Origin of the sequence: Streptomyces yatensis (genome assembly GCF_018069625.1) — a bacterium.
Lineage (GTDB): Bacteria > Actinomycetota > Actinomycetes > Streptomycetales > Streptomycetaceae > Streptomyces > Streptomyces yatensis.
The window spans coordinates 4,281,150-4,293,396 of the sequence record NZ_CP072941.1; the positions used below are offsets into that span (position 1 = coordinate 4,281,150).

General features: G+C 71.9%; 11 protein-coding genes. 7 read left to right on the top strand and 4 right to left on the bottom strand.

Translation table 11 applies throughout. The features are described from left to right. Nucleotides 1-68: 68 nt before the first annotated feature. On the bottom strand, nt 69-944 hold the full coding sequence (gene rsmI, locus J8403_RS17535) for a 16S rRNA (cytidine(1402)-2'-O)-methyltransferase (protein ID WP_137967114.1): 876 nt from the start codon (nt 942-944) through the stop codon (nt 69-71). Nucleotides 945-1,121: 177 nt separating this feature from the next. On the opposite strand from rsmI, the gene J8403_RS17540 reads away from it, so the two are divergent. From J8403_RS17540 to J8403_RS17555, 4 genes are all read left to right on the top strand, one after another. Continuing rightward, a complete protein-coding gene (locus tag J8403_RS17540) occupies nt 1,122-2,900 on the top strand; it encodes a dolichyl-phosphate-mannose--protein mannosyltransferase (protein WP_211124017.1) in 1,779 nt (592 codons plus the stop codon). 147 nt (nt 2,901-3,047) lie between these two features. Beyond that, a complete protein-coding gene (locus J8403_RS17545; protein WP_211124018.1) occupies nt 3,048-4,691 on the top strand; it encodes a penicillin-binding transpeptidase domain-containing protein in 1,644 nt (547 codons plus the stop codon). A 176-nt stretch (nt 4,692-4,867) separates the two neighbouring features. After that, nucleotides 4,868-5,368 carry a YbaK/EbsC family protein gene (locus tag J8403_RS17550; RefSeq protein WP_211124019.1) on the top strand — a complete coding sequence of 167 codons (501 nt, stop codon included), beginning with the start codon at nt 4,868-4,870 and terminating at the stop codon, nt 5,366-5,368. Further along, nucleotides 5,365-6,276, top strand: coding sequence for a DMT family transporter (locus J8403_RS17555; protein ID WP_211124020.1), 912 nt, complete (start codon nt 5,365-5,367; stop codon nt 6,274-6,276). Before J8403_RS17550 ends, J8403_RS17555 begins: the two co-directional genes overlap by 4 nt. A 51-nt stretch (nt 6,277-6,327) precedes the next feature. Here the strand turns inward: J8403_RS17555 and J8403_RS17560 are convergent, their stop codons facing one another. Both J8403_RS17560 and J8403_RS17565 read right to left on the bottom strand, forming a co-directional pair. After that, nucleotides 6,328-7,095, bottom strand: coding sequence for an alpha/beta fold hydrolase (locus tag J8403_RS17560; RefSeq protein ID WP_211124021.1), 768 nt, complete (start codon nt 7,093-7,095; stop codon nt 6,328-6,330). Next, entirely contained in the window at nt 7,095-7,472 is a 378-nt protein-coding gene (locus J8403_RS17565; RefSeq protein WP_211124022.1) for a DUF1330 domain-containing protein, read from the bottom strand. The genes J8403_RS17560 and J8403_RS17565 overlap by 1 nt, the downstream gene beginning before the upstream one ends. Before the next feature lie 74 nt (nt 7,473-7,546). Between J8403_RS17565 and J8403_RS17570 the strand changes: the two genes are divergently transcribed. From J8403_RS17570 to J8403_RS17580, 3 genes are all read left to right on the top strand, one after another. Further along, nucleotides 7,547-8,164: a TetR/AcrR family transcriptional regulator gene (locus J8403_RS17570; RefSeq protein ID WP_211124023.1), complete on the top strand. Its 618-nt coding sequence runs from the start codon at nt 7,547-7,549 to the stop codon at nt 8,162-8,164. 108 nt (nt 8,165-8,272) lie between these two features. After that, complete coding sequence (locus J8403_RS17575) at nt 8,273-8,665, top strand: effector-associated constant component EACC1 (protein ID WP_211124024.1); 393 nt, start codon at nt 8,273-8,275, stop codon at nt 8,663-8,665. A gap of 2 nt (nt 8,666-8,667) precedes the next feature. Beyond that, nucleotides 8,668-11,394, top strand: coding sequence for a caspase, EACC1-associated type (locus J8403_RS17580; protein ID WP_211124025.1), 2,727 nt, complete (start codon nt 8,668-8,670; stop codon nt 11,392-11,394). Here J8403_RS17580 and J8403_RS17585 read toward each other — a convergent pair. Further along, nucleotides 11,367-12,167, bottom strand: a complete 801-nt coding sequence (locus J8403_RS17585) for an SDR family NAD(P)-dependent oxidoreductase (RefSeq protein ID WP_211124026.1) — start codon at nt 12,165-12,167, stop codon at nt 11,367-11,369. The two genes, J8403_RS17580 and J8403_RS17585, sit on opposite strands and share 28 nt — an antisense overlap. Nucleotides 12,168-12,247: the final 80 nt, after the last annotated feature.

Genomic DNA, 12,247 nt, shown 5'->3' on the forward strand with positions numbered 1-12,247 from the left:
GATTTGGCACCGGCCTTCCCAAAACCGGCACGATGCTGCCCGGCTACTAACCTGAGCTTTGCCTTTCGCTACGGCGCTTTACCTTCTCGTGGCGCGCTTCCCGTCGCGTTCTTCGCCGCCACCACGGCGTCGAACACCTGCCGTTTGGGCAGCCCGGCCTCCTGCGCGACCGCCGCGATGGCCTCCTTACGGCGCTCACCGGCCTCCTCGCGCACCGCGACCCGGCGGGCCAGCTCGGCGGGGCCCGCCTCCTCGGGGCCGGGCGCCGGGGCGCCCTCGACCACGATGGTGATCTCGCCGCGCACGCCCTCCGCCGCCCAGGCGGCCAGCTCCGCCAGCGGGCCGCGCCGCACCTCCTCGTACGTCTTGGTCAGCTCCCGGCACACCGCGGCGCGGCGGTCCGGGCCGAACACCTCGGCCATGGCCGCGAGGGTGTCGTCCAGCCGGTGCGGGGCCTCGAACCAGACCAGGGTGCGGCGCTCGTCGGCGACCTCGCGCAGCCGGGTCAGCCGCTCCCCCGCCTTGCGCGGCGGGAACCCCTCGAAGCAGAAGCGGTCCACCGGCAGCCCGGACACGGCCAGGGCGGTGAGCACCGCGGACGGGCCGGGCACGGCGGTGACGGTGATCCCGCGCTCCACGGCGGCGGCGACCAGGCGGTAGCCGGGGTCGGAGACCGACGGCATGCCCGCGTCGGTGACCAGCAGCACCCGGGCGCCCTCGGCCAGCGACTCGACCAGCTCGGGCGTGCGGGCCGACTCGTTGCCCTCGAAATAGGACACCACCCGCGCGGCCGGGCGCACGTCCAGGGCCTGGGTGAGTCGGCGCAGCCGCCGGGTGTCCTCGGCGGCGATCACGTCGGCGGCCGCGAGTTCGGCGGCCAGCCGCGGGGGCGCGTCCGCCGTGTCGCCGATGGGGGTCCCTGCCAGTACGAGCGTTCCAGTCACGCCCACCATCCTCGCAGCCGGCCGGGGCGGCCCCGCGCGCCCGCCGCCCCGGGCACGCGTCCCCGGTTCGCCGCACGCGTCCCCGGTTCGCCGCACGCGTCCCCGGTTCGCCGCGCGAATCCCCGGTTCGCCGCCTTTCCCCACCACACTCACAGACCCCTTCCCTACGATGGCCCGGTGAGCAGTGACACCGCGACCCACGCCCAGCCGGGCAAAGCCACCGGCCAGCAGCAGCCGGCCTGGCAGCGCCGGCTGCGCCGCTTCGGATACGCGGGCCGGACCCGGCCCGGCGTACGGGAGCGGCTGGTCCCGCCGTACGCGGAGCCGGGCACCCGGCTCTGGGAGGTCTTCGGCGCGACCCCCTCGGCGGCGGCCAGAATCGCCCGCTGGAGCGGCTGGGGCGGTCCGCTGCTGGTCGCGCTGTGCGCCGGGCTGACCCGCTTCTGGCGGCTGGGCAGCCCGGACAACGTCATATTCGACGAGACGTACTACGCCAAGGACGCCTGGTCGATCTGGGAGTACGGCTACGAGGGCACCTGGCCGAAGGCCGCCAACGACCGGATCCTGGAGACCCCGCAGCACATCCCGCTCAGCGACGCGGCCTCGTATGTGGTGCACCCGCCGGTGGGCAAGTGGGTGATCGGCCTCGGCGAGCAGCTCTTCGGGCTGCATCCGTTCGGCTGGCGCTTCATGGTCGCGCTGCTCGGCACGGTCTCGGTGCTGATGCTGTGCCGGATCGGGCGGCGGCTGTTCCGGTCGACGTTCCTCGGCTGCCTGGCGGGCGCGCTGATGGCCGTGGACGGGCTGCACTACGTGATGAGCCGCACGGCCCTGCTCGACCTGGTCGTGATGTTCTTCGTGCTGGCCGCCTTCGGCTGCCTGCTCGTGGACCGGGACCAGGCGCGCGCCAGGCTGGCGGCGGCGCTGCCGGCCGGTGAGGACGGCACGCCACGGTCGGATCCGGCGGTCGCCCGGGGCCTGAAGCTGGGCGCGCGGCCGTGGCGGATCGCGGCCGGGGTGCTGCTGGGCCTGGCGGTCGGCACCAAGTGGAACGGGCTGTACGTACTGGCCGCCTTCGGCCTGATGGCCGTCCTGTGGGACGTGGGCAGCCGCCGTACGGCGGGCGCCCTCCGGCCCTACCGGGCGGTGCTGCGGCGCGATCTGGGCTGGGCGTTCCTCTCGCTGGTGCCTGTGGCGATCGTCACGTACATCGCCTCCTGGTCGGGCTGGTTCGCCTCGAGCGGCACCTTGGACCGGGAGCGCGGCTGGCAGCACAGCGGCTACTTCCGGCACTGGGCCGAATCCAAGAAGCCGGACGGCGGCGGCTATCGCACCGACGGCGCCTTCGACTGGCTGCTCAACCCGCTGCGCAGCCTGTGGCACTACGAGACCGAGGTCTACCAGTTCCACGTCAACCTGGACTCGCCGCATGTCTACCAGTCCAATCCGTGGAGCTGGATGGTGCAGTCCCGCCCGGTCTCGTACTTCTACGAGTCCCCGCGGGCCGGCCAGGAGGGCTGCCCCACCGACGCCGCCGAGAAGTGCGCCCGTGAGGTGCTGGCGCTCGGCACCCCGCTGCTGTGGTGGACGGCCTGTTTCGCGCTGCTGTACCTGCTGTTCCGGTGGGCGCTGCGGCGCGACTGGCGGGCGGGCGCGATCCTGTGCGGGATCGCGGCGGGCTATCTGCCGTGGTTCCTCTACCAGGACCGGACGATCTTCTCCTTCTACGCCGTCGTCTTCCTGCCCTTCCTGTGTCTGGCGGTGGCGATGATGATCGGCGCGCTGCTGGGGCCACCGGGGGCGAGCGAGACCCGGCGGGTGATCGGCGCCGTGGGCTCGGGCGCGCTGGTCCTGCTGATCGTCTGGAACTTCATCTATTTCTTCCCGCTCTACACCGGGCAGACGATGCCGATGGACTCCTGGCGTGCCCGGATGTGGCTGGATACCTGGATCTGATCCCCGGCCCGCCGTCCGGATCCGGCCCCCGCCCCCGCGCCCCCTACGGTGAGGGCGCGGGGGCTTCGCTTGGTGCCGGTAGAGTGCCGGGCACCGCGGCCTCCATCGACTGATGGAGGGAATCGAGAACACTGTGGGGGTTCTGTAATGCGGAGTGGCGCGAGAGCCGCGATCGTCGGTGCGGTGTTCGCCGCCATGGTCGGTGTTGCCGGTTGCGGCAGCGGCCAGGACGATTCATCCAGTGCGAAGGACGGTGCGAGCGCCGGCTCGGGTGACGACAAGCCGTCCCTGAAGAACGTGAAGACCGGCCCGCCCAGCGCGGCCGAGGTCAAGACCACCGCCCGCGCGTTCCTGGCGGCCTGGTCGGCGGGCGAGACGGCGAAGGCCGCCGCCCTTACGGACGACACCGGCGCGGCCACCACGGCGCTGGGCGACTACCGCAAGAAGGCCCATGTGGCCAAGGTGGCGCTGGAGGCGGGGTCGGCGAGCGGGGCGAAGGTGCCGTTCTCGGTGAACGCCCAGATCTCCTCCGGCGGTCAGAGCGTCCCCTGGACGTATGAATCCTCGCTGACCGTCACGCGCGACACCAAGACCGGTAAGCCGGTCGTCGCCTGGAAGCCCTCGGTGGTCCAGCCCGACCTGGCCGAGGGCGACACCCTGAAGACCGGCGCGTCCGAGGCGCCGCCGATCAAGGCGGTGGACCGCGACGGCAAGGAACTGACCGCCGACGAGCACCCGACCCTCAAGACCGTCCTGGCCGCGCTGCGCGAGCGGTACGGCAAGAAGGCGGGCGGCAAGGCGGGCGTGGAGACCTGGATCCAGCGCGCCAAGGGCTCCAAGTCCCCCGACAAGACGCTGAAGGTGCTCTCCAAGGGCACCCCGGGCACGCTCCGTACGACGATCGACGCATCGCTCCAGAGCACCGCCGAGCAGCAGGTGAGCAAGCGCACCAAGGCGTCGGTGGTGGCGGTCAAGCCCAGCACCGGTGAGATCCTCGCGGTGGCCAACTCCCCCGCGAGCGGCTTCAACACCGCCCTGCAGGGCTCGTACGCACCCGGCTCGACGATGAAGATCATCACCTCGGCCACGCTGATCGACAAGGGTCTGGCGGCGTACGGCAAGGCCCATCCGTGCCCCAAGTACTTCAGTTACGGGGGCTGGAAGTTCCAGAACGACAAGAAGTTCGAGATCAAGAACGGCACCTTCGAGCAGAGCTTCGCCCGCTCCTGCAACACGGCCTTCATCAGCCAGGCGGGGAAGCTGAAGAACGACGACCTGACCAACGAGGCCCGGAACGTCTTCGGTATCGGGCTCAACTGGCAGACCGGTGTGCCCTCCTTCGACGGCGCGGTGCCGGCGCAGTCGGCGGCCTCCAAGGCCGCCTCGCTGATCGGCCAGGGCGGGGTGCGGATGAACCCGCTCAACATGGCGTCGGTCGCGGCCACGGCCTCCACCGGCACCTTCCGCCAGCCGTACCTGGTCTCGCCGTCGCTGGACGACCGGACGCTGGCCAAGGCGAGCAAGACGATGAAGTCGAGCACCCATGACCAGCTGCGCAAGCTGATGCGGCTGACGGCCACCTCGGGCACCGCCGCCGAGGCGATGGCCGGGATGAGCGGCGACTTCGGCGCCAAGACCGGTTCGGCCGAGGTGGACAACCAGGAGAAGCCCAACGGCTGGTTCAGCGCGTACCGCGATGACATCGCGGCCGCCGGTGTGGTCCCCGAGGGCGGCCACGGCGGCGACACCGCGGGCCCGATGGTGGCGGCGCTGCTGCGCGCGGGCGGCTGAGCCGGAAGTTCCCTCCGGTTCCGCCGGTCTGACGGCACAGGAGCCGGGCGAGCGCACCAGCGCCCGCCCGGCTCCTTCGCGTTCGGCGGGGCGGCCGGTGCGACCTCGGGCCTCGGGTCTCGGGTCTCGGGGAAATGCCGTGGCGTGGGCGACGGGCGCGTGGATAGCGTCGCTCCATGGTCGATCCCGCACCCACCCCTGACACCGCCGCCCACCCCCGCTTCGCCGAAGCCCTGCGCGAGCTCGGCCTGGCCGTCGAGGTGCGCCGCTTCCCCGACGCCACCCGGACCGCCGCCGAGGCCGCCGCGGCCATCGGCTGCGAGCTGAGCCAGATCGTCAAGTCGCTGGTCTTCGAGGCGGACGGCCAGCCTGTGGTGGTGCTGATGGACGGGGCGTCACGGGTCGACGTCGAGCTCGTACGGCAGGAGCTGGGCGCCGGGAGCGTCGGCCGGGCGAGCGCGGCGCTGGTGCGGGAGACCACCGGTTACGCCATCGGTGGGGTGCCGCCCTTCGGCCACCGCACCCGCACCCGCGTCCTCGCCGACCGCCGGCTGCTGGACCACGAGACCGTATGGGCCGCGGCGGGCAACCCCCACACCGTCTTCCCGCTCGCCCCCAAGACCCTGATCGCGCACGCGGAGGGCACCCTGGTGGATGTGCGCGAGCGGTCCGCGTGACCCCGCTCGTCGCGGCCGCGGTGCTCATCGCGGCCGTCACCCACGCGTCGTGGAACGCCATCGCGCACGGCATCCGCGACCAGCTGCTCGCCTTCACGCTGGTGGGCGGCGGCGGGGCGGTGTGCGGGCTGGCGCTGCTGCCGTTCGCCCCGCTGCCCGCCGCGGACGCCTGGCCGTATCTGCTGGCCTCCGCGGCCATCCACGTGGTCTATCAGCTGCTGCTCATGCGCTCGTTCCATCTGGGCGACTTCGGCCAGATGTATCCCCTCGCGCGCGGCACCGCCCCGCTGGTGGTGACCGGGGCCGCCGCGGTCTTCGTCGGCGAGCGGCCGGACCGCTGGCAGGCGGCGGGGATCGCGCTGGCCTCGGCCGGGCTGGTGGGCGTGGCGCTGTGGGGCGTCAGGGGCGCCCGGCACGCCGACCGCGAGGAAGCGGGGGAGAACGGCGGGCAGAAACCCGGGCAGAGCGGCGGGGCCGCACCGCAGTGGCTCGCCCTTACGGCCGCCATCGCCACCGGTCTGTCCATCGCCGCGTACACCGTCGTGGACGGCCTGGGGGTACGCGCCTCCGGCAGCGCACCCGGCTATATCGCCTGGCTGATGATCCTGGAGGGCTTCGCCATCCCCGGCTACGCCCTGGCCATCCGCCGCGGCGCGCTCCTGCGCCAACTGCGCCCCGTGGCGGTGCGCGGACTGCTCGGCGGACTGCTGTCGGTCTCCGCCTACGGCCTGGTCCTGTGGGCCCAGACCCAGGCCGAACTCGCCCCGATCGCGGCGCTGCGCGAATCGTCGATCATCGTGGGCGCGGCGATCGGGACGCTGTTCTTCAAGGAGCGGTTCGGCGGCCCGAGGATCGCGGCGGCGGGGCTGATGGTGGCGGGCATCGGGCTGATGCTGCACACGAGTTGATCCGCTGCACACTTCGGGCCGCCCCTCGTGGCGGCATCCGCGTGGGTGCTGCTACCCCTGGTCCAGAGACGCCCAGAAGCGGGTGAGCGCCTCCGCCCCGCGGGCGGGGTCGTGTGTCATCCACCAGTGGCCCAGCCCGTCGAGGACCTCCACCCGCGCACCGGCGCGGCGCGCGGCGCGGCGTCGTTGCTCGGCGGTTCCGACCGCGTGGTCCTCGGTGGCGAGGAACAGGAGCCCAGGCCGCCGCGCCGCGTTTACCAGGTTCCGGCCGAGTTCGGCCATCACCGGAGGCATGGCGGAGGTGTAGAGCGCGATCACGGCCCGGCCCATCGCCTCGTTCTGCCCCTGGGCGACCCGCTCGGCCGCCGACTCGCCCATCCCCCGCTCGATGAGGGTGGCGATCCGCTGCTCGACGGGCGCGCCGAAGCGGGCGGCCACATCGGCCTCGCCGATTCCCGGTGTCTGCCATCGCTGGGCGAGCTCATGCCAGACGTAGTCGGGTTCGAAGACCGCGATCGTGTCGCTGGCCCAGCTGCGTACCAGCTCCGGGCGGCTCATCACCGCGTTGAGGACGTGTCCGCCGCCCCAGTCGTGGCCCACCAGGTCCACGGGCTCGGCGAAGCGGGTCAGCTCCTCGATCAGCCAGTCGCGGTAGTCCCCGACGGTCGCCCCGAACCCGGGCGGCAGCGGGGCGCCGAACCCGGGCGGGGACAGACAGATGAGGTCGGCCGGAGCAGCGCCGGCGGCCTGCAGTTCGGCGAGCAGGGGATCCCAGACGGCCGCCGTCTCGGGATTGCCGTGTACGAAGACGGCGGGCATCAGACCACGCTCCCCTGGAGCGGCACGGTGGGCTGGAGGACCGATTCCACCAGCGCCTCGGCGCGGAGATGGGACACCGCCCTGTAGTCGGGGTCACGGACCATGTCGGCGAACGCCTGGCGGCTGGGGTAGCGCACCAGGAGCACCGTGTCCCATGCCTGCCCCTTCTCGGCGACCAGGGCGTGACCGCCGTCTCCGAGGTACTCCACCCGCAGTCCGTACCGCGCGTTGATCTCCGGGCCCAGCGCCTCGATATAGCGCTGGTAGCTCTCGCGCCCGCCGTCCGGGCGGAATCGCAGCAGGTTCAGCATCACCACGGGGCCGCCGGGGTCTTCGGCCAGGAAGACATCGAGGGCGCGCTCATCCATGTCGATCATCGAAACCTCCAGTCAGGATGAGTGGCACCGTATAAACTTGTTGGACGACACGCAAGTTAGTGAGGACTCCCGTCATGACGACCCCCCGCCGCACCCAGAAGCAGCGCCGCGACCAGGCCGAAGCCGCATTGCTGGCGGCCGCCGCCGAGCTGGTCGTCGAGCAGGGAGTGCGCTCGCTGACGCTGGCCCGGGTGGGTGAGCGAGCCGGGTACAGCCGCGGAATCGTCACCCACCACTTCGGCTCGAAGCAGGCCCTCCTCGAGCTCCTGGCCCGCACCGCACAATCCGGGTTCGTCCCGGGCCTGGCCGATCTGCCCCCAGGGCTGGACCGCCTCCTGCGGCTGATCAACGGCTACATCGGCGAGCTGGGCCAGGTGGGCGCCGCCAACCGCGCGTTCCTGCTGCTGTGGGCCGAGGCGCCCACCATGCCCGAACTGGCACCGATCTTCCGCGAGCGGGACGCGTCGTTCCGGGCCGATCTGCGCGTCGACATGGAGGCCGGCATCGCCGAAGGCACCATCCGCCACGGCCTCGCGCCCGAGGAGGTCGCGGTGGCGATCGTCGGACAGCTCCGAGGCATCGGGCTGCAACGCCTCCTCGACCCGGGCGCCGTCGACACGGAACGCCTGCGGCGATCGGTCACCGAGCAGTGGCGCCGGGCCCTGGCCACACCACCGGCGGGGCAGCCATGAGGCGGGCCGCTCGCTCCCGAACTCCGGTGACCTTGCTCTTCGTTGCTCCTGCGCGGATGCCCCTGGGTAGGACAGAATCGGGGAGACCGTCGTCACAAGGGGGGCTCGGTGCGGATCGACGTAGCGGTGAACGGTGGGGAGGCGGAGCTGCGATCGCTCCTCGACTGGCTGAGACGGGATCCGGCCGCGCGCCGCGGTGCCCATGTGGAGCTGGTCCAGGCCGAGCCGGCGCCGGGCCAGATGGGCGTGCTCACCGATGTGCTGCAGCTGGTCACCGAGAACGCCTGGAGCGCGGCCTCCTTCGCCCTCGCGCTGTCCACCTGGCGGCAGACACGTCCGCACACCCGGCGGATCACCGTGCGCCGTGGCGACCTTACGGTCGACCTCGACGGCGGCGGCGACGAGGAGCTGCGGCGTCTGATCGACGCGCTGGAGCGCCCGGCCGCCCACGAACCGGAACCGGAACCGGACCGTCAGGCCAACGGAGGGGGAGGGCGGTAGCCGTGGCCGTTCTGCCCGACCCGTCCGCCACCCGCGCGGTCCTCATCGGCACCAGCCGCTATGCCCACCTGGAGCAGATCCCGGCGGTGGCCAACAATCTGAGCGCGCTGGCCGCGGCCCTGTGCGCGCCGGGCTCCTGGGGGCTGGCGCCCGAGCACTGCACGGTCATCGAGGACCCCGCCACCGCGGTCGAGGTCCTCGAGGCCATCCGGACCGCGGCCGAGGAGGCCACGGACACCCTGCTGGTGTACTTCGCCGGCCACGGTCTCGTGGAGCCGCGCCGCGGCGAGCTCTTCCTGGGGCTCACCGGGTCCATACAGCACCGCTCCTACACCGGGCTGCCGTACGGCACGCTCCGCGACGTCGTGCTCGACGGGCGGGCCGGGCGTCAGGTGATGCTGCTCGACTGCTGCTTCAGCGGACGCGTGCTCGGCTTCATGAGCGCGGCGAGCGCCGAAGCGGTGATCGACCAGGTGGAGATCGAGGGCACCTATCTGCTGGCCTCGGTCCCCGACACCAGCTTCGCGCTCGCCCCGCCCGGCGAGCACCATACGGCCTTCACCGGTGAGCTGTTGCGGCTGCTGCGCCAAGGGGTGCCGGGCGGGCCGGAGCTGCTGGACCTGGACACGGTCTACGCGCAGGTGTACGCGGCGCTGCGGGCCAAGGGGCGGCCGCTGCCGCAGAAGCGCGACCGCAATACGGCGGGCGGGCTCGCCCTGGCCCGCAACGCCGCCTGGGCACCACCCGGCTTCGGCCCGCCGCCCCCGCCGTACGACCACGAACCGGCCGCCTCGGTCCCCTCGCCCCCCGGGCCCGTGCCGCATCCCGCGATGCCGCCGATGCCCACCTGGTCGCCGATGGCCCTGCCGTCGCCCGCGCCGCTCCCCGCCCCCGGCGGCGCCTCTCCGGGCCGCCGCCGCGCCGTCACCTACGGGCTGGCCGGAGCGCTCTTCGTGGCCCTGGTGGCCGCGGGCATACCCCTGGCGATGTCCTGGATGAAGGACTCCTCCAAGGACGGCTCCGGGCACAACACCTCGAAGTCGTCCAGCACCCCGAAGCCGCGTCCCACCTCCGGGAACAACGCCGCGGCCGAGGGGGGCGTCCTCAACCCCTCGACGCAGCCGGGCGGAACGCTGAAGTTCATCAGCAAGGACGACGCGGACTCATGGGACCCCCAGCGCAGCTATTACGGCTTCGTCTGGAACTTCTCCCGCTACTACGCCCGCCAACTGGTCACCTATGCCCCCAAGCCCGGTAAGGACGGCACCGAATTGGTTCCGGATCTCGCCGAGCGGAAGGCCGAGGTGACCGACGGCGGCAAGACGTACACCTACACCCTGCGCCCCGGGATCACCTGGGAGGACGGCACCGCGATCACGTCCCAGGACATCAAATACGGCATCGAGCGGATCTGGGCCCAGGACGACATCCCCGGCGGCCCGACCTTCATCCAGGAGACGCTCGATCCCGGCCTCACCTACAAAGGGCCGTACAAGGACACGTCCAAGGACAAGCTCGGCCTGAAGGCCATCAGGACTCCCGACGACAGGACCATCGTCTTCAAACTGCCGAAGGCCAACGGTGACTTCGAGCGCATGCTGGCCACGCCCTCGGCATCACCGGTGAAGAAGACGAAGGACACCAAGGGCAAGTACCAGGAGAGGCCGTTCTCCTCGGGGCCGTACACCTTCGAGAGCTACGAGCCGGGCACATCGCTGGAACTGGTCCGTAACCCCGAGTGGAAGCGGTCGTCCGATCCGATCCGCACCGCCCTGCCCGAGCGGATCACGGTGAATATCAGCAGCAACGAGCAGACGAATACGAAATCCCTGTTCGCGGGCGACTATGACCTGGACCTGGAATCCTCCGGACTGACCGGTGCCTCCCTCGCCCAGGCCACGGGCAGTTCCGGCCTCAGCGCCCGGCTGGACAGCCCGTCCAACGGGGTGCTCATGTTCGCGGCCCTCCCTCGCTCCGTCAAACCCCTGGACAACGTCCACTGCCGTAAGGCGGTCCTCTACGCGGCGGACAGGGAGAACATGCGGACCGCCGCGGGCGGTCCGCGGACCGGCGATATCGCGCCCCATATGCTCCCGCCCACCATCGCGGGCTCCGACTCCTCCTACGATCCGTACGGGACGCTCGAGAACAAGGGCAAGCCGGACACCGAAAAGGCCGAGGCCGAACTGAAGGCGTGCGGAGAGCCGGGCGGATTCCGGACCACCATCGCGGTGCGGAACAATCGCCCCGCCGATATGCCCGTCGCGATGTCGCTCCAGGCATCGCTGCGGAAGGTCGGCATCACCACCGAGGTCGCTCAGGTCGACGGCAACCGTTTCAGCGAGACGATAGGCGCGCCCGCGACGGTGAAGAAGAAGAAATACGGCATCGTCCTGTACCGCTGGCTGGCCGACTACCCCTCCGGCCAGAGCTTTCTGCAGCCGCTCGCCGACAGCCGTTTCCTCCGGCCCGCCGGAAATCTCAATATCGCGGAGCTGGACGACCCCACGGTCGACGACCTCTTCGACGCCGCGATCGCCGAACAGGATCCGGCGAAGGCCGGGAGCGACTACGCGCAGATCAATCGGAGGATCTCCGACTCCGCCGCGTATCTGCCCATCCTGTTCCAGAAGAGCGTGATCTGGCGCGGCTCCCGGCTGACCAACGTCTATACGAGCGAGCCCTGGGAGGGCCGTTACGACTATGTCTCGCTGGGCGTCTCCGAGTGACCGAAGGCCCTGCGCACCGCCACGTTCGTGGTCGTGATGCCGCCGTCCACGGGGAGGGTGGTCCCGGTGATCCAGGCGGCGTCGGATGAGGCGAGGAAGGTGATGGCGGCCGCGATGTCGGCGGGCTCGCCGACCCGGCCGAGGGGGTAGACCTCGGCGGCGCGGCGCAGGGTGTCCTCCTGGCCGTCCCAGCCGGGGGTGCGGATCGTGCCGGGGGCCACGAGGTTGACGCGGACGCCCCGCCGGGCGGCGTGGGCGGCCAGGGTGCGGGTGAGGCTGCCCAGGCCGGCCTTGGCGGCGCTGTAGGCGTGGTTGCCGAAGTCCTGGATGCCGTTGACCGAGCCGACGTTGACGATCACGCCCCGGCCCTCCGCGGCGGCCAGATGCGGCAGCGCGGCGCGGGAGCAGCGGAAGGCCCCGCCGAGGGTGACATCGATGTCCTGCTGCCACTCGTCGTCCAGCTGGTCCTCGAACAGCGGGGTGTCGACATGGCATGAGTGGGCGCTGTTGACCAGGACGTCCAGCCTTCCGAAGCTCCTTACGGCGTGCGCCACGGCCGCCTCGGCGTCCTCCCGCCGGGCCGCATCGCAGCCCAGCGACTCGGCCTCGCCGCCGTCGGCCCGTATGGCCGCGGCGGCCTTCGCGGCCCGTTCGCCGTCCAGGTCGGTGATCAGCACCCGGGCGCCCTCGTCGGCGAAGCGGCGGGCGGTGACCTCCCCGATCCCGCGTCCCGCGCCGGTGAGCATGACCGCGTAGCCCTCGAATCTCCGCACCGTGTGCCCCTTCTCGTCGGCTCCCGGACCGCCGCCGCCCCACGGTGGCGCGTCCGCCGGTGATCCTGCCCGGCCCCGGC

What these genes read in the sequence shown, in the direction of transcription:
- J8403_RS17545 (WP_211124018.1), top strand. Translation starts at nt 3,048, where the DNA reads ATGCGGAGTGGCGCGAGAGCCGCGATCGTCGGTGCGGTGTTCGCCGCC.
- J8403_RS17550 (WP_211124019.1), top strand. Translation starts at nt 4,868, where the DNA reads ATGGTCGATCCCGCACCCACCCCTGACACCGCCGCCCACCCCCGCTTC.
- J8403_RS17560 (WP_211124021.1), bottom strand. Translation starts at nt 7,095, where the DNA reads ATGCCCGCCGTCTTCGTACACGGCAATCCCGAGACGGCGGCCGTCTGG.
- J8403_RS17565 (WP_211124022.1), bottom strand. Translation starts at nt 7,472, where the DNA reads ATGATCGACATGGATGAGCGCGCCCTCGATGTCTTCCTGGCCGAAGAC.
- J8403_RS17570 (WP_211124023.1), top strand. Translation starts at nt 7,547, where the DNA reads ATGACGACCCCCCGCCGCACCCAGAAGCAGCGCCGCGACCAGGCCGAA.